The 17,514-nt window shown below is 46.5% G+C and carries 15 protein-coding genes and 4 pseudogenes; 8 read left to right on the top strand and 11 right to left on the bottom strand.

Features of this window, described 5'->3' with window-relative positions; translation table 11 throughout:
* Positions 1-13 precede the first annotated feature (13 nt).
* The 3 genes from EOS98_RS20685 to EOS98_RS20695 are packed head-to-tail and all read right to left on the bottom strand — an operon-like array spanning position 14 to position 1,705.
* Positions 14-763: a PTS mannose/fructose/sorbose/N-acetylgalactosamine transporter subunit IIC gene (locus tag EOS98_RS20685; RefSeq protein ID WP_001747728.1), complete on the bottom strand. Its 750-nt coding sequence runs from the start codon at positions 761-763 to the stop codon at positions 14-16.
* A gap of 52 nt (positions 764-815) precedes the next feature.
* Positions 816-1,298 carry a PTS system mannose/fructose/N-acetylgalactosamine-transporter subunit IIB gene (locus tag EOS98_RS20690; protein WP_000108907.1) on the bottom strand — a complete coding sequence of 161 codons (483 nt, stop codon included), beginning with the start codon at positions 1,296-1,298 and terminating at the stop codon, positions 816-818.
* Between the two features lie 17 nt (positions 1,299-1,315).
* On the bottom strand, positions 1,316-1,705 hold the full coding sequence (locus EOS98_RS20695) for a PTS sugar transporter subunit IIA (RefSeq protein ID WP_001747727.1): 390 nt from the start codon (positions 1,703-1,705) through the stop codon (positions 1,316-1,318).
* A gap of 273 nt (positions 1,706-1,978) precedes the next feature.
* On the opposite strand from EOS98_RS20695, the pseudogene EOS98_RS20700 reads away from it, so the two are divergent.
* The 3 genes and pseudogenes from EOS98_RS20700 to EOS98_RS20710 form a co-directional block, all read left to right on the top strand.
* A pseudogene (locus tag EOS98_RS20700) lies at positions 1,979-2,512 on the top strand (integrase core domain-containing protein); the annotation flags it as partial.
* A 579-nt stretch (positions 2,513-3,091) separates the two neighbouring features.
* Positions 3,092-3,844, top strand: coding sequence for a non-specific acid phosphatase (locus tag EOS98_RS20705; RefSeq protein ID WP_000842425.1), 753 nt, complete (start codon positions 3,092-3,094; stop codon positions 3,842-3,844).
* A 142-nt stretch (positions 3,845-3,986) separates the two neighbouring features.
* A pseudogene (locus tag EOS98_RS20710) lies at positions 3,987-5,031 on the top strand (IS256 family transposase).
* A gap of 88 nt (positions 5,032-5,119) precedes the next feature.
* Here EOS98_RS20710 and EOS98_RS20715 read toward each other — a convergent pair.
* On the bottom strand, positions 5,120-6,121 hold the full coding sequence (locus EOS98_RS20715) for a DUF1202 family protein (protein WP_126524346.1): 1,002 nt from the start codon (positions 6,119-6,121) through the stop codon (positions 5,120-5,122).
* A gap of 337 nt (positions 6,122-6,458) precedes the next feature.
* Positions 6,459-7,343 (bottom strand): annotated as a pseudogene (locus tag EOS98_RS20725) (IS3 family transposase).
* A gap of 116 nt (positions 7,344-7,459) precedes the next feature.
* Between EOS98_RS20725 and EOS98_RS24965 the strand changes: the two are divergent.
* From EOS98_RS24965 to rtsB, 3 genes and pseudogenes are all read left to right on the top strand, one after another.
* Positions 7,460-7,682: pseudogene (locus tag EOS98_RS24965) on the top strand (hypothetical protein).
* 264 nt (positions 7,683-7,946) lie between these two features.
* Positions 7,947-8,822, top strand: coding sequence for an AraC family transcriptional regulator (locus EOS98_RS20735; RefSeq protein ID WP_000921674.1), 876 nt, complete (start codon positions 7,947-7,949; stop codon positions 8,820-8,822).
* A complete protein-coding gene (gene rtsB, locus EOS98_RS20740; RefSeq protein WP_001269916.1) occupies positions 8,819-9,106 on the top strand; it encodes a transcriptional regulator RtsB in 288 nt (95 codons plus the stop codon). Before EOS98_RS20735 ends, rtsB begins: the two co-directional genes overlap by 4 nt.
* Here rtsB and EOS98_RS20745 read toward each other — a convergent pair.
* Positions 9,099-9,407, bottom strand: coding sequence for an ATP-binding cassette domain-containing protein (locus tag EOS98_RS20745; RefSeq protein WP_126524347.1), 309 nt, complete (start codon positions 9,405-9,407; stop codon positions 9,099-9,101). The two genes, rtsB and EOS98_RS20745, sit on opposite strands and share 8 nt — an antisense overlap.
* On the opposite strand from EOS98_RS20745, the gene EOS98_RS20750 reads away from it, so the two are divergent.
* Positions 9,406-9,897, top strand: a complete 492-nt coding sequence (locus tag EOS98_RS20750) for an Ig-like domain-containing protein (protein ID WP_225872844.1) — start codon at positions 9,406-9,408, stop codon at positions 9,895-9,897. The genes EOS98_RS20745 and EOS98_RS20750 overlap by 2 nt on opposite strands.
* A gap of 294 nt (positions 9,898-10,191) precedes the next feature.
* Here EOS98_RS20750 and EOS98_RS20755 read toward each other — a convergent pair whose 3' ends face one another.
* The gene (locus tag EOS98_RS20755) at positions 10,192-11,097 is read right to left on the bottom strand and encodes an SdiA-regulated domain-containing protein (RefSeq protein WP_001268200.1); all 906 of its coding nucleotides are present in this window, start codon (positions 11,095-11,097) and stop codon (positions 10,192-10,194) included.
* A gap of 303 nt (positions 11,098-11,400) precedes the next feature.
* Between EOS98_RS20755 and EOS98_RS20760 the strand changes: the two genes are divergently transcribed.
* Positions 11,401-12,801, top strand: coding sequence for a DUF1996 domain-containing protein (locus tag EOS98_RS20760; RefSeq protein ID WP_000773784.1), 1,401 nt, complete (start codon positions 11,401-11,403; stop codon positions 12,799-12,801).
* Positions 12,802-12,884: 83 nt separating this feature from the next.
* On the opposite strand, the gene EOS98_RS20765 is transcribed toward EOS98_RS20760, so the two are convergent.
* The 4 genes from EOS98_RS20765 to EOS98_RS20780 all read right to left on the bottom strand — a co-directional run bounded on the left by EOS98_RS20765 (position 12,885) and on the right by EOS98_RS20780 (position 17,389).
* Complete coding sequence (locus EOS98_RS20765) at positions 12,885-13,478, bottom strand: molecular chaperone (RefSeq protein WP_001524257.1); 594 nt, start codon at positions 13,476-13,478, stop codon at positions 12,885-12,887.
* Between the two features lie 75 nt (positions 13,479-13,553).
* The gene (locus tag EOS98_RS20770) at positions 13,554-14,327 is read right to left on the bottom strand and encodes a dimethyl sulfoxide reductase anchor subunit family protein (protein ID WP_000544928.1); all 774 of its coding nucleotides are present in this window, start codon (positions 14,325-14,327) and stop codon (positions 13,554-13,556) included.
* Positions 14,320-14,946, bottom strand: coding sequence for a DMSO/selenate family reductase complex B subunit (locus tag EOS98_RS20775; protein ID WP_000816143.1), 627 nt, complete (start codon positions 14,944-14,946; stop codon positions 14,320-14,322). Before EOS98_RS20775 ends, EOS98_RS20770 begins: the two co-directional genes overlap by 8 nt.
* A 13-nt stretch (positions 14,947-14,959) precedes the next feature.
* Complete coding sequence (locus tag EOS98_RS20780; protein ID WP_139374657.1) at positions 14,960-17,389, bottom strand: DMSO/selenate family reductase complex A subunit; 2,430 nt, start codon at positions 17,387-17,389, stop codon at positions 14,960-14,962.
* Positions 17,390-17,514 lie beyond the last annotated feature (125 nt).

A 17,514-nucleotide genomic window follows, 5' to 3' on the forward strand; every position in this document is an offset into this window, starting at 1 on the left:
TTTAATTTCTCCCTTATCCCTTCGTTGCAGAAACTTTTTGTTCAGCATTGATGTTCATAATCACCGCAGCGATAACCGCAAATACAGCAATTGCCATGATTCCCAGATTCAGATATGCAACCAGGAAGAAACCAAGAAAGAAGAATGGCATCAGACGTTTTTTACCGAGGAAAGAGACCAGCATTGCAATACCCAGCGCTGGCATAATACCGCCGATAACCTCAAATGCATTAACCAGGCTCTGCGGAATCATCGTCAGCATGTTCTTCATAAAATCCGCGCCAAAATAGACCATGCAGAATGCAGGAATACCGACCAGCACCATATTTACAAAAAAGGATGGGATATAGTTCATCATCCGCATACCGGTAATATTGCCGCGATCCAGCATCGCTTCTGCTTTGTGAACCCATAGGGCGTTAAAACTCATCGATGCCTGAAAAGTCAGGATCCCCAGCAGAGAAAATGGGACGGCAAATACCACTGCGGTTGAAGGCGCGGCACCACTTAAAATGGTCATCGCCGTACCAAAAACCGATGCTACCGGCAGGTTACCGGGCATCGTACCGCCCACTGTCATCCACCCGAGGTAGGCAAGGTTAATGTAGGCCGCGGCTTTCATCCCCTCGATAGGGGAACCAAGTGCAAGTGCGACAAGAAAACCCGATATAATTGGATAAAGCCACGAACGAGTCAGCAAATGGCTAACCCACCAATTGCTGAGAATAGCAATGAGGGCGACTAAAATAGCTGAGAGAAGCATAATATATTATCCTTTATATTTGTAGAGTATATTTGCGTTATTATGATCGTACTTATAAGTAAGGTATTAGCTCCATTGGGGCATCGCTGGGCAATACCTTTATATTAATTGGTACTCCTAACTGATTGATTTCTCTAAATGCCGCACGTTCAACGTCTGACGCTGCCAGATTACGATATAGTCGAGAGCGCTTTTCATTTACACCCATGCCACCAACGATTAATTCTTCAAAATTAACACCGCCTTGTAGTAGTGCCAGTACCGGAATCGGACTTTTTACAAGAATAATAATTTTGTCATCTTCGCCATCGTCTTTAACATTACTCAGCACGTCGATTGCCTGGGCAACATTAAAAATGTTCAGTGTCATATGGTTGGGTACAGCCATTTCCAATACAGAAATCATAAAATCATCATGGACGAGCTCATCATCAATAATAATAATTTTAGTTGCATTGATATGTTTTACCCAGCCAGTCATTACCTGGCCGTGAATTAATCTGTCATCAATGCGAAGTAAGGATACAGTAGACATTTTCTGGCCTCTTGGTTTTACAATGGTTTAATTGAAGTTTGTCCCACGGTGATGGCAATATCCACGAGGTGATCGAGCGATGTAGACTCCTGACGTTCAAGAAAAATATTAACAAGCATAGGAATATTTACACCTGCGACAACCCTGGTGTTTTTTCGTTGCTTAACAAAGTAAGTAGATGCATTAAACGGACTCCCTGAGAACATATCTACCACAAACAAAACTGGCATATCCCCGGGAACGGCATCCACCACACGTTTCATTTTTAAAATAAGACCTTCAACATTTTCTCCGGGCATAAAATCAAGCGTCCTAACGTCTTCATAACGCCCTACCAGCATTGCGACTGTTTCAATCAATTCGTTTGCCAGCTTTCCATGAGTTGCCACAATTACCGTACAATCCATTCTAATGCCCTCTTTATCTGTCTCTACTTTACCTGACTCATTTAATTGATGGTCTATGGCAAAAGATACTGTTACATGCTGTTCAGCATTATGCGTGCCAACTTTTTTATTTTTATATTTATCATATAGATACGAGTTAGTGTTTCACTGTGTATTTTGTGTATCACTTGGCTAGATGACAGTGTTTCGACAGTTTTGTATCACCTCATAACTGATTTGGTTGATAGCAATAACGAAGAATCCTTTTAGGGTCAGAGAGTAGCGGGTCGTGGTGACATTTTGCTGAAGGCTTACCGTATCAGCGTCCGGCGGGGATGCGGGCTGCTGATGCAGAGCAGAACCGTTTACCAGTGGCAGAGCCGGCGTGATGATCGGGCGCTAACTGTAGTGGATAATTTTAGTCGGGAATGCCTGGCGAGCCATGCCGGAAAATCGTTAAAAGGCGAGGATGTGGTCAGAATAATGGAGGCACTGCGGGTGCCGGATAAGCGGGTGCCGGTACGAATCCAGACGATTAACAGCAGCGAGTTTATCTCAAAAAGTCTGGATAAATGGGCGTATGAACACGGCGTCACAATGGACTTCTCGCGCCCCGGAAAGCCGACAGATAACCCGTTTATTGAATCATTTAACGGCAGTCTGCGGGATGAATACCTGAACATTCACTGGTTCCTGTCACTGGAAGATGCGCAGGAAAAACCCGACAACTGGCGCAGGGAATACAATCATGAGAGAACGCATTCATCATTAAATGACATGACTCCGGCTGAATTTACCCGAAGTCTCCGGAAAGACGAAGATCTCTGATTTAGCACTGTACTGAATTTGGGCCAGGGTCAAAAGCTTACTTAGCTACAGGGAGATTATTACCAGTAATAACACCTATCACTTCATCTGACGGTTCGCTAGCCCCGACAAGTGAGTCCAATATCTCCGCCATGAACTTTTTCATCACTGAAAACAATAATCCCTTCGCCAATTTTGGCATTTTTTCTTTGTCGGTTTCTTTATTCTTAAATACTGTTTCCGACTCTTTTTCATAATCATAAATTAATACTCAGCACATCATGACTGGTGGTAGTTGTCGGGGTAACAGGGCACATAGTTTAAAATACTTATTCATAGTTTGTTATTACGTAAACATTTTAACCTAATGCGTGTCAGTCAGGCACGCAGATAAAAAACAACCGGGGAGAAAAGTTAAACAAAATGCTGTTAGCAGGAAGTACCGGTATTGTTCTGTTGTCCGCTGCAGTCAGTCCGGTATGGACAGACAATAATACCAGTGCAGCGTCCTGCTTTTTTACCTGTATGTTGAATAACCATTGCAATAAATCATTATAGGATTACATCTGTTTATTATTGCCTGATCCGGAGTGAGTCTTTATGAAAAGTCGTTATTTAGTATTTTTTCTACCACTGATCGTAGCTAAATATACATCAGCAGAAACAGTGCAACCCTTTCATTCTCCTGAAGAATCAGTGAACAGTCAGTTCTACTTACCACCACCGCCAGGTAATGATGATCCGGCTTTCCGCTATGATAAGGAGGCTTATTTTAAGGGCTATGCGATAAAGGGTTCCCCGCGATGGAAACAAGCTGCTGAGGATGCAGATGTAAGCGTGGAAAATATAGCCAGAATATTCTCGCCAGTAGTGGGTGCTAAAATTAACCCCAAAGATACGCCAGAAACCTGGAATATGTTAAAGAATCTTCTGACAATGGGCGGCTACTACGCTACTGCTTCGGCAAAAAAATATTATATGCGTACTCGTCCCTTTGTCTTATTTAATCATTCCACCTGCCGTCCTGAAGATGAGAATACTTTGCGAAAAGATGGCTCTTACCCTTCCGGGCATACTGCTTATGGTACACTTCTGGCATTAGTATTATCCCAGGCCAGACCGGAACGCGCGCAGGAGCTCGCCAGACGTGGATGGGAGTTCGGGCAAAGCAGAGTGATATGTGGTGCTCACTGGCAAAGCGATGTTGATGCTGGCCGTTATGTGGGAGCAGTAGAGTTTGCAAGGCTGCAAACAATCCCGGCTTTTCAGAAGTCACTGGCAAAAGTCCGTGAGGAACTGAACGACAAAAATAATTTATTGAGTAAAGCAGATCACCCCGAACTTAATTACTGAAGGTGAAAGTCTTCCCGCAAACTGGCCACAGCAAATGAAAGGAAGTGCAACTGCGTAGGGGTGACCGGGTGTTAGACTGTAATTAAAATTGTGTAAGTGCCTGTTTTTGATATGTTCACTCCAACAACAGAGACAGGCAATTATGGACGAAAAGAAACTTAAAGCCCTTGCGGCTGAAGTGGCTGAAGGCCTTAAAACCGAAGCCGATCTCCATGCTTTTTCCCGCATGTTGACGAAGCTTACCGTCGAAACAGCGCTCAATGCGGAGCTGGCTGACCACCCCGGGTATGAGAAAAATGCGCCCAAAACAGGCTCAAACACCCGCAATGGCTACTCGTCAAAAACGGTGTTATGCAATAACAGCGAGATCGAACTGAACACGCCGCGTGACCGTGAAAATACCTTCGAACCACAGCTGATTAAGAAGCACCAGACGCGCATTACGCAGATGGACAGCCAGATTTTATCCCTCTGCGCCAAAGGCATGACTACCCGCGAAATCGTTGCCACCTTCAAAGAAATGTACGACTCCGATGTGTCGCCCACGCTGATATATAAAGTCACCGACGCCGTAAAAGAGCAGGTCATTGAGTGGCAAAACCGACAAATGGATACGCTGTATCCCTTTGTTTATATGGACTGTATGTTGTCAAAGTTCATCAGAATGGCAGTGTGATAAACAAAGCAGTTTTCCCTGCGCTGGGGATCAATACCGAAGGTCAGAAAGCGTTGCCGGCATGTGGCTGTCCGGAAATGAAGGCACAAAGTTCTGGCTAAGCGTGCTGACGGAGCTGAAAAGCGGGGCCTTCAGGACATCCTGATTGCCTGTGTGGACGGTCTGAAGGGCTTCCCGGATGCGATAAACAGCGTCTTCCCGAAATATCCGAAAATCAGCAAAAGCTGGCGTGCGCACTGGGAAAACCTCAATACGCTCTTCAGTTATCCGCCGGATATCCGCAAGACCATCTACCATCTACACTACAAACGCAGTCGAATCCCTGAACAGCGTGATCCGTGCCGCGATTAAGAAACGCAAAGTGTTCCCGACGGATGACTCGGTACGAAAAGTTATTTATCTGGCAATCAAGGATGCATCAAAAAAATGGAGTATGCCGATCCAGAACTGGCGACTGGCGATGGGCCGCTTTATTATCGAACTAGGTGACCGCCTGAGCAATCACCTTTAATATATTAGCAGTTATATAGAATTACTGACAGGCTCAAAAAAAGAGACCAGATTTCAGTCTCTTTTTTATCACTCATAATAATAGTCAGTTATTTTCTTTTATTTAGCTCTTCCATAAAATTTACCCAATTTTTATATTGATAATCAAGATTGCGAATCTCGTCTGAGATGGTTGATTGCTGCTGTATGAGACCACGTTTCTTTGCTATCAACTCTTGTAAACCATCATCGAGCACCTTCATTTTCGCTTTTATCTTCTCATTAATTTCATTATATTTTACGGAGTATTTTTCTTTATGTTTTTCTAATACAGCACGTTTCTCCGCCCTTATGTCATCAAAATCACTCAACCTGTAATTCTTTAATTTTTCCCGGCGAGCCTTCATTGCTGGGTCGAAAACTTCAGTATTGTACTTCTTCTCAAAATAATAAGGAGCATTTTCTTTATTAAAGAGTTCCAGCTCTTTATTCAAATCACGCTGAACAAAATAACGGCTTTGTGTTTTTCCATCTTCCCCTTTCCCCCAATACTCATCGATTTCTTTATTAATAACTAATATATTAGTTTTAACTTTTGCGATATCATTATTTAATTCGTTTAGTTTTAATTTCTTCCTGGCATATTCATCTTTAATTGCATTTATTTTATCATCAAACCCTGCTCCATCCATGATGATATATTTATCGTCAGTTTCAACATTAGGAATTGGATTGCCTTTTGGTGTTTCTGACATTTGTAATGAAGAAAATATTGTTTTCCATCCAGTATCTTTATTACCAAGACTGTTCAAAGTTGCTGAGAATTTAATATCTTTGCCTTTATCCCACGATTTTTGAACAACAATATAATCAGTTAACGAGGCAACTGGCGTATACAGATCGTAGCCAGTAGAAAGTAAGCCATCAGCAGCATATGTTCTCTTATTTCCATCAACCGATGTTTCCTTGATATCAATTGAATCAAGGATAAGACGCCCATGAAATTGATTACTAAATTGTTCTTTCAAGACTTTCTCTGTAGGGGTGTTATCGTCACCGCATCCGCTAATTAATAGCGAAACCAATAAACCACACAAAAATTTTCCATTCATAACATTCATCCCAGAAATTAATAATATGCAATAAAATCATTTCAGCATCACACAACGAGTTAGCAAATTCAATATTTAATGATGTGTTATTTTCATTATAATACTGTGTCTTTATTTTTAAACCACCAGGACTCGCTATCTTAATGAAAGACAATACCTCTAATAAATCAGATAGTTGGAAAGTAATTTTTTAATGGGCTGGCTGAAGCCATTAAAATGATTTTTTCAATCATCCTTACTGTAGCCGGAGGTAAAGCTGTTACTTCAACTGACGATGAAGAACAACAGGCAGACTACAGAAATGGACTGATCCTACCCGCGTAATATGGACACAACCCTAAGCAAGGTTCTGGTTTTCAAATTGTTCCGGACTGAGACTGCCACAGGCACTGTGACGACGCCATTGATTGTAATCACACTCGATATCATTAAACACTGCTGTCCGCATTATTTCCCAGCTGGCAAAGTCCTCTCCGTGGATACGTTCCACCTTCAGCGTGTGAAAGAAGCTTTCTGCACAGGCATTGTCATAACAACAGCCTCTGGCGCTCATACTCCCCCGCAGATTATGTCGTTTCAGTAAGCTCTGCTAATCCGTTGAATAGTACTGACCACCTCTGTCTGTATGCACGCTGACTTTTCCCAGTCGTTTACGCCGCCATTGCACCATCTGTAACGCATCTCAGGCTGGCCGCCACGGTTTTTATGTTATACATCCGTCAGGCGTGGCGCACCATAGCGCTGTTTGCGTCACTGAATGCCTCCCGGACGACGTTATCACAGACAAGGCGGAACTGCTGACGCTGGTTTATCTGATGACGACGCTGATGCCAGACGTACCAGCCACTACGGGCAGCCTGAAGTACACGGCACATGGCTTTGATACTGAATTCAGCCTGATGTTTTTCGATGAAGACATACTTCATTTCAGGCGCTTCGCCAAGTATGCCGCGGCCTTCTGGAGAATGGCCAGTTCCTCATCCCCTTCTGCCAGTGGACGTTTTAGATGGGCGATCTCTGCGGGCATCGCCTGTTCGCGGTCAGAAGAAGAGAGCTGATTTTGCTGTTTGCTTCGTCAGTTATAGAGTTGTGATTCATACAGGTTAAGCTCGCGGACGGTAGCGGCCACCCCAATGCGTTCAGCCAGTTTCAGGGCTTCCTGACGAAATTCAGGCGTGTGCTGCTTGCGTGGCTTTTTGGTGGTTGATGCTGGTTTTTTCATATGAGTCACCTCTTGCTTGAGAGTTTACTCACTTAGTCACGTGACCACTATTGCTGGGTAAGATCAAAGATCCTCAATAACGTGTTACACCGTTTTTCATAAAGCCAACCATACGATTGAATGCTTCCCCTCCCCCTCAAACTTCCGGATATCGCTACACCGTCTACCCGCCGCAGTATATATTTACCGCGTTGTATGCCTTTCCTGGCCGAGAGCGTTAATATTTACCTCCAGGATAAACCTTATCACAAATTAACATCAGATCTTATACCTCATGCTAACTACCTCCATGAAATTAAAGAGCTATTCTCTAAAAGATTAAAGGCAATTATTACTTAATTCAAATTTTAAAGAGATAATTTGATAATAACATGAGCCAATTCTTGTAAATTTCCATCTTTTTTTTATACGCGACATAGTTTTTTAACGATACTATAATATGTAGAAATGCAATATAAAATAGCATTTTCCATAGAAAATGAAAAGATCGGCACCTGATACCTTAAGTTCGCAAATAATTATATAGCTATATATTATTTTTTTTTGAAATATTTTTCAGAATAATTTTTGATTTACACGCACATTTAATAAAAGGAAATTATCATGCTAAAAGTATTTAATCCCTCACCTGTCCAGGTGGGGAGCATTGAATGTTTACAATCAGCGCAAAACTGGCAGAGGAAATCCTTATCACTTCAGGGATTAAATTTACTGCAGTCCGTACTCATCAAGCTCACCACGGGTAAAATTTCAATTACGACATCGTCCGGGGAGTATATTACGGCATCAGGGCCAATGTTAATATTTTTAGCTAAAGATCAAACTATTCATATCACTATGGAAGAGACTCATGAACAGTTAAATTATAACTTAATTGAATTAGATTCAGCGTCAATAAAAAATGCTTATAATTTTTTTCTGTATGAACATGCAGACTTTTCGGCCCCATTAACAAAACCGACGACAAAACATCTGTTAGCGCCAATAGAAACAGGCGTAGCAAGAGTATTCAACCTCTTACACTCTTCAAATAAAAGCCAGAAATTATCCCAAGATAAAAAGGAATATTTAATAAGATTTCTCCTTTCAGAGTTCATCTATGAACCTGAAGCATTTGCTCTCTTCAGAGAACTATCGCAAAATACATTAGCCGAAAACATCTATAATATTATTATAAGCGACATAAGTCGAAAATGGGCGCTCAAGGATATTTCTGACTCACTCTATATGAGTTGCTCCACATTAAAAAGGAAATTGAAACAAGAGCACACCTCATTCAGCGAAGTTTACCTTAATGCGCGAATGAATAAAGCGACAAAACTTCTACGCAATAGTGAATATAATATTACTCGAGTGGCTTATATGTGTGGTTATGATAGTGCTTCTTATTTTACATGCGTTTTTAAAAAACATTTCAAAACTACACCATCGGAATTTTTAGCGTTTTTATCTTCCTCTCGTCATCAATATGTTAATTGAGATATCTGACAATGCAGTATAAGAACAAAGCAAAACATATTAATATAAGAGACGGGATTCTGTTGCTCGCTAAAAAATTCGACCTAACATTGAGCGAGAAAAAAGTTATTTATTACGTGGCAGCAGGATTATCTGTTAAAAGTTGCTCAAATTTGTTAGATCGAAATATAAAAACGATTTCAACACAAAAGAGATCAGCCTATAAAAAAATGGATATTACTACTGATGTTGAATTAATCCATTTGATGCTGAATGAGTTTTACATATCAGTCGATATTACGTAATTTTTTCTAAAATGTTGCCAGAGTGGTAGGCAAGGCAATTCTGGATCTCATCTTCAGAGATCGGTGTGATATCTACGTTGTTTGATTTAACTGATCCCGTATAGCAATGACTGGAATTTGATAGTGCTTTGATTAAAGAAGATTTACCTGAACCTGATGTACCGATAATACCCATAAAATCTCCGGGAACAGCAGTGAATGAAAGCTGTTCAATCAGTGTTCGTTCCGCAAACGCTATGGATAATTCTTCGCTGTCTATCGGCTGGCTGACGATAGACTCTACACCGCCAGTACGTTCCATGAAGGATAATAGTGATATTGGCGCCAGAGGCGATAATATCACTAACATCAATACACCGACCTTTATCGGCTCCTCAGAAGCTCACGCAACAATTAAGCTGACTATTGATACACAACCGTCCGCCGAACCAACGTTGGGATCGACTGTTAGCAGTCTGGATAACACCGTCACCCTTAAGGGAGTCGTGGAGGCGCATCAGGATATTCAGGTGAAAGTCACGGTCAACGATACGGACTATACCGCCAGTGTCGATAACGATACCGGTAACTGGCATGTTTCTGTTCCGCAATCCGCTATTCTGTCGGGGGCAAATCAGTACACCATAACGGCCACCGATCCCGCTGGTAATAGCGCCGCCGCCAGTGGAACATTTACAGGCACATCGCCGACGAAAAACCCGGTTAACAAGAGTTCCGGCGTAGATGAAATGATTTCGCTTAGCGAGGCGACATGGCATTCGGTAAGTGTTGATGAAGAATATTATGCCTGATAACTAAACATCACCATGCGAGGCCTCTTCGGAGGCCTGCTGAAAAAAACAGAATAATATTTATTGTCTGTTAATTATTACAGAGAGAGTTAATTTATAAAAAAAAGCGGCAGACTACGCTGCCGCAAATATGAGGAGGACAATTACCGTTACGCTACACCACAAAGTAATCCGTTACTGAGGTAAGTAAAACATAAATATCCCCAACAATGAATCAACGAATCAAGCAATCGTCAAATCATGGTATTAATAACCTTGTTCTGTTTTAGCATACTGTGACAGTAAAAATAGATTTTAGTCATTCTGTATATCACACGAAAATTTATAAAACAGATTTGGTTCACTCACAATATACAAATTATTTTCATTATCCATGGCAATCCCTTCTGGTTGGGGGATATCGTCTCTGAGCCCTGACCACTCCGCCGTCAGGAACAATCGATCGCGCACCCGCCACTCGGAACTGACCTCAAGAATCATTTTTGACTCGTCCGACAACACCAGCAGCGAATCCGTTGGGGCATGGTATTCAAGTCCGGAGACATCGCTCACACTTGCAGTGATGGCAGAAGGCAACGCTCTGGTGATACCATTTTTGCTCATCTCTACTTCTTTGATCATTATGGGTTTTCTTTCTTTTGCGGCATATAATCTCTCATTTTTCGCATCCCATGCCGTACCTTCCAGCCCTTTATTTTTTGCTTTGTCATAGCCCTCAAGCTTCACCATGGAGATTATCTGCATGGTGCCGCGCTGAATATCCACCTGTGTTTTATAGACCGCGCCATCTTTCTCACTGCCTATCTGGAACTGGTTGCCCCCACTCCATGCAATAGACTCCGGGTCGTGGATGCCCTGCAGCGGCATCCGCCCTACCAGCTGCCCTTCTGTCGTTAACCAGACCAGTTCAGGGGGATTATTAATAACGGCGAAAAGCATCCTGTCTTCGGCGGAGTAGGTCAAACCTGAAAGGTTACTCTTAACTCCTGCGACTGGTTTTTGCTGAATAACCGCTTTATAGCTACTCAGTGCTAGTGCCGAGGGTTTATCACCATATTTGAGGATCAGTTGATAAACATAGCGTATATCGTCCCTGACCATAAATAAAATCACGCCCAAGAGTACAACCACAATAACGCGTTTTAGTAATCTCATAAAAAATCCATAGCAGATCGCGTCACGACTGATGTCGTAACGCATTTCTTAAAAATAAAGCCGATGTCCGATAGAATCGTTATTCGGTTATGGCGAGCGCCATTAGCATAGGCAAAATGAAATAGTGAGGGTTATCACAAAAAGCCCGATTTTAATCACTAACGTACCCTTTTTGTAAATTGACATAATCAAGAGGAGGGTAGTTTCGGCTAATTATTTAAATAGTACGTCTGCAAATTCGCCCCTGTATGCAGGGCAAATGACAAAAAGTGATAATTAATGAGATGTAACACCGCAATCTGATCTGCTATTGCTGCTCCCACTTCTATTCAACCGGGCAGCAAAAAAATGAAACTCAACCTTATTACCGTCAGCCTGGCTACGCTCGTTGCCGCTGGCGCATTCCCGGCCCATGCCGGTCCTCAGGCACATGTCGTGTGCGGCTATCACCACACGCTGGGCGATGACGCGATTATGATGTTTGGTAAAGCGAATCAGGCGATGTGGCATGACTTTTTTGGCAACACCCACACCGACGCGGTCTCTACCTACCAGACGTTGCGCGCGCAACCCGATACCACCTGTGATAATAAAGCCGACAGCTCCGCTTACTGGGCGCCGTCCATGAAATTACCTGATGGTGAAATCGTAAATCCGGCCTACCAAAAGACCTATTATCAATCCACAAATGTAGCGCAATATCCGCTCCATCCATTCCCGGCCGGGCTGGAGTTACTGGCAGGCGATCATCACGGTACTGGCCCCAGTTCCGCAATCACCTTTTTATGTGCCAACGGCAAAGGTTACACCAACAAGGTAGGCGAAATATGCGGCCTGCGTAAAGCGGGCGATGCCGTCCAGTTTAATATCGGGATCGCTTTCCCCAACTGTTGGGATGGCGTCAACCTGAAACCGACCCATAGCCACAATAACGCTATCTATGCCGACCACGGGAAATGTTCCGCAGACTATCCGGTAAAAATCCCAACGGTGAATATGAACATCGCCTGGGTACTCCCGCAGATCTCCTCGCTGGATACGTCTAAAGTGGAATTGTCGATGGACCCGGTAATGCATGGCGAAACCCGGGAAGAGCGCTGGGGAAGTCTTTATACCGCCCATGCCGATTTTATGAATGGCTGGACGGAAGATGGCGCGCAGTTTATGACGGATCTGTGTATGAATCAGGGACTGGATTGCGGCACTACGGTTCCTTACGCCTACAGTAAAGCGGAAGAAAATACCTGGGTAAGCAGCGAAGACGACAAGCCTCATGCCAGCGTCGATACCTTGTACGTACAGGATGACTGGACAAATGGCGGACGCACGCAGCACCCGGAAACGCTCACGCTGGTGAAATTTAAGATCCCGCCCCTGCCTGCCAATATGGACGCTTCGCTATTCAAATACCGTATTCGCCTTTTTGGCGGCAAAACGGAAGCGAACGGCGCCGATCAAATTTTCTTTTACCCGACCAGCAGTGACTGGCACGTCAGTACCGTGTCCTGGAACAATAAACCGGCGATCAACTACCGTTCCGATGCCGTGTTATATCTGGACCATTCACATGAGTATCGCATGGTTGATGTCGATAAAGCGGTGCGCAAAGCGCTGGCGGAAGGGAAAACGGAAATATCCTGGTATATCGGCGGCGACCGTCAGGGAAATCACTACGACTTCACGCCAGCGGACTCAAAACAGAGCCTGGTGCTGATGCTGACCGGTTTCAAAAAGACGCCGGAGCTGTAATAGTAAACTGTGCCCGCTGACGCAACAGCGGGCACGATGGCGGCACAAGTATTACGGCACGCCATCAAAACCCGACCAATACCTCAGAAAAACAACCGTTTATTCTCAGGCTGTAGTCCCTGTTGCTGCTGAACATCCTGCAGATAACAGGTCGCTACGACGGCAAGCCGGGCATAGAAGGCGCTAACGGTATTGCGTTGCAGCAATTCCAGATAGCGGAATCCCCAGGGCAGCAGATGCGCCTCCAGTAACCGGTTGGCCGCCACGTTGTCGCCTCGTGCCAGCAGATCGCTACAGGCCAATAGCATCAGGCCAAACTGATCTTCCGGCTCGCGTTCACGGTCAGTGAATACCATTCCCTGCGACTGTAAAAAAGCTCGATAATCGGCGGTGGTTTCCCCCATCAGCAAATTATCTTTTTCCAGATAGACCGATCCCCAGGGCGGGACGGGCATCTTTCCCTGGCCTTCAAACAACACAGAAAATTGCCATGTAAGCGCATCATCATCCGGTAGCGACCATGACGCACACAGTGATTCAATAGGTCCACGATCGCGCCAGGGGTAAAGCTCAGGCAACGTTGGCAAACAATCGAACAACGCTTTCACCTCCGGCCTCTCAGGGGAGTAGTAAAACAGTGCGCCGAGGATACGCGGCAAAACAGCACGGGAAGGCATAGCAATAGCTCCTGAAATATTTCGCCTGATGACGCTACGCTGATCAGGCTTACATGGCATAAACCGGGCAAAAAACTACATTGGCAGCGTCCACAGATTGTAAAACGCAATCCTACCCGCCAACTCCGCCGCGATAACTACCCCTGCCGTCATGGCCAGCACCGCAGCGCTGGATTTCAGGCGCGCGCAGACCACCACCCCGACCACGCCCGCCGCCAGCAATATCGCCTGGGCGGTAAACCAGCTATGTTGCGCGGCGGTCAGAGCGCTATCGGCGCTCATCAGCGTCGCCATATAGCCCGGGCGCAGACAAAAGCTCACCAAAATCGCCAACACGCTGACCAGTAGCCCCAGACGGCGCACGCCAAACAATGCCGCCAACGCGCCGCCGCCAATCAACGGCGTCAATATCATCATTGCCGTGGTGTAAGATGAACGCCAGGTCGCCACCGTCGGCAGTTGGTAAATCTGCGGAACGGCGTATAAGAAGACTACTCCGACTATCGCCGCCAACCAGACCAACGCGTTACACAGCGGCGTCGCCCGGTTCAGCAACAAACCGAGCGCCCCCAGCCCGCCGAGCGCCGCAAAAGCCGCCGACAGGACAATCTCGTTACTCATCGGTGAATGTCCGACGCGCAGCAGCATATTCAGCGCACGCAGCGGTTGCCCGACGTGGAAGGTGCCGACAATGACGCCCAGCCCAAACAGGCACATCACCGAGAACAGACCAATAGCCTTGCGCCGCGGCGCGACCAGCCCCATTGCGCCGCCAATCAGCAGCAGAATAAACGCGCCAACCGCGCTCTGGGTAAAGACCGTAAAAAAGACCAGCGGTAACTCATGCATGGCGCACCTCCCGAATGTTCATGATTGCGCCTTCCGTATCGCCCGTGGGTCTCGCTTTCGGATGCGGTTTAATAATGAGGTTAGGATGGGTGAACGACGCTGAAGGCAGCGGCGCGATTTGATTCTCCGTGCCATATTTTGCCCGTAATTCATCGACAGGGCCGAAATCCAGCGCTCGCTGCGGGCAAGAATCCACACAGATAGGGCGCAGATTGTTCTCCAGTCGGTCAAGACAACCGTCGCATTTACGCATCACGTTCGCCTGCGTATCAAACTGCGGCGCGCCGTAGGGGCAACGCATTTCACAATAGCGACAGCCGACGCATACGCTGTCATCCACCACGACCAGACCATCTTCTTTGCGTTTATGCATCGCCCCGGTCGGACAGCCGGAGACACATACCGGCTCATCGCAATGGTTACAAGCAATAGAGAGGTAGTAGGTAAAGGTGTCGTGATGCCAGCTTTCCCCCTCTTTCACCCAGCTTCCGCCGCCATATTCATAGACGCGGCGCAGTTTCGGACCGACATCCAGATCTTTATTATCCTTGCAGCTTACCTGGCAGGTTTTACAGCCTGAACAGCGCGAGGAGTCAACATAAAAGCCATACTGTTTCATCGTACATCACTCCTTAAGCGCGTTTAATTTCAACCAGATTGGTATGCTGCGGATTGCCTTTCGCCAGCGGCGAAGGATGGTGGCTGGTCAGCGTATTGATACAGCCGCCGACATCAACGCCGTTGCCGTCAAGCTGCGTCCACGCGCCCTGCGGCATCGCCGCCACGCCGGGTAAAATGCGCTGGGTCACTTTACAGGGAAGCTCCACCACGCCGCGGTCATTGAATACATGCACCCGATCGCCGGACTTCAGTTGGCGGGCGCTGGCGTCAATCGGGTTAATCCAGACTTCATCCGGCACCGCCTCATGCAGCATCAGCACATTGCTGTAGGTCGAGTGGGTATGCCCTTTGGTATGGAAGCCGCTTAACTGCAACGGATACTTCGCCGTCAGCGCTTTGTTAAGGTGCGACTCTTTCGCCGGACAAAATTCCGGCAATGCGGGAATTCGCTCGCCTTCTGGCAACGTCCACGCTTGCGCCAGATCCGCCAGCGCCTGGGAGTAAATTTCAATTTTGCCCGACGGCGTGGAGAGTGGATTAGCCTCGGCGTCGGCGCGGAAATCGGCAAACGCAAGGCTCTGCTGCTCGGTAGCGATACGCTGGTCAATCACACCCATCTCTTTCGCCACGCTCCACTCCGGTAGGTATGGACGTTTTTCACGGATCTGCTGATAGTGCATCTCCGCCCACTGCGCCTGAGTTCGGCCCTCGGTATATTGCTCGCGCAATCCAAGATGCCCGGCGATATCCGCGCAGATGTCATACGTGCTGCGCACTTCCCACATCGGTTTAACGGTTTTCTGAATCGCAATCATATAGTTATGCGATCCCGCCGCATAGGAGCTGTCCACCAGGTCTTCCGCCTCAAGATAGCTGGTCTCCGGCAACAGCAGATCCGCATACATCGCGCTGGGCGTCATATGGTTTTCAATCACGATAATGGTTTCACACAGCGATTCATCCGCGAGAATTTGACGGGTGCGGTTCGTTTCGCCGTGCTGATTCAGCAAGGTATTACCGGCCTGGTTGAAAAACAGCTTAATCCCGGTTTTTAGCCTGTCCGCGCCTTTCACGCCCATTGTCGTCGCGGTCATTTTCTCCGGGTGCTGAATGGCGTCCGTCCACAGATAGCAAGGAATAGAGGTTGTGATCGGATTCTTACCGACGGGCAACAATGGCACGCCATACGGCGTACCGTAAGGCCAGTTGCCATTGTTGGTGCCGGGCCGCCCGAAGTGGCCGGTTAACGCTGGCAGCGTCTGAATAGCACGCACGGTTTGTTCGCCGTTGGCATGACGCTGCGGCCCCCAGCCCTGGCAAATATAGCAGGCGCGCGCCGAGGCGATTTCGCGCGCCAGTTGGCGAATACGCGTTGCCGGAATTCCGGTGATATCCGCCGCCCATTCCGGGGTTTTCGCGATACCGTCATCGCCCGTGCCAAGAACATAGTCTTTATAGCTGGCGTTAGGCGCAGCCGTGTCCGGCAAGGTGCTACGGTCATAGCCGACGCAATAGCGGTTTACCAGCGCCTCGTCGAGAAGCTGTTCGGTAATCAGCGTATGCGCTATGCCGGCGACTAACGCAGCGTCCGTGGTTGGGCGAATCGGTAGCCATTCGGCGTGTTCGGTAATCACCGAATCGGTATAGCGCGGATCGATAATAATGACCCGGGCTTTCGAGGTCTCCAGCGCCCGGCGCAGCTCTTCAACCTGACCGCCGCCGGACATCCGCGTTTCTGAGAGATTCAGGCCAAATAGCACCACCAGATCGGAATGCGCGATCTGCGTAAAATGGCTACCGACATAGGTACCATGCATATAGGGCGTTGCCGTCGCGATTTGCGCGGTCGAGTAGGTATTATGGTAATTTAAATAGCCGCCGGTGAGATTTAACAATCGCTTCCAGGCGGGCGATCCCTGCGTATGATAATATGCCCCGGATTGATAATTATAATAAATAGCTTCCCGGCCATATTTTTCGCTAACGCGCGTTAATTCCGCCGCAATAAAGGCCGTGGCCTCATCCCATGAAATACGTTTAAATTTTCCTTCGCCGCGTTTTCCCACTCTTTTCATCGGATACTTAATGCGATCCGGGCTATAGACGCGCCAGCGACTGGAACGCCCACGCAGGCAGGGACGAATCTGATGCTCGCCGAATACCGCGTCATCTTTCGCATCTTCCGGCTCAATACGCACAATGCGATCATTTTTCACGATAACCTTAAGCGGGCATCGGCTGCCACAGTTGACCAGACAGGCGCTGTGCCTGACGGTTTCGCCGTTGGCATCCTTCGGTATCGGGGTATCCTGCGCCTGGGCAGTGGTAGCAAAAGGCAGCGTAATCGCCTGACTTAGCGTCACCGCCGCCCCTACTTTTGCAGTAGCGACAATAGCATCACGTCGGGTTATGGTTGTGTTCAGCCATTTTTTTATTTCCATTTTTTATTTCTCACATTGCTTCCATAATTATTAATAATATGTAATGAAAACTAATCATAATAGATTAAATATTTGTGCTGATTGATTGTGATCAAACGCATTCTGAACGTCAGTAAAAATAAAAT

It is taken from the genome of Salmonella sp. SSDFZ69 (assembly GCF_004010755.1).
Lineage (GTDB): Bacteria > Pseudomonadota > Gammaproteobacteria > Enterobacterales > Enterobacteriaceae > Salmonella > Salmonella enterica.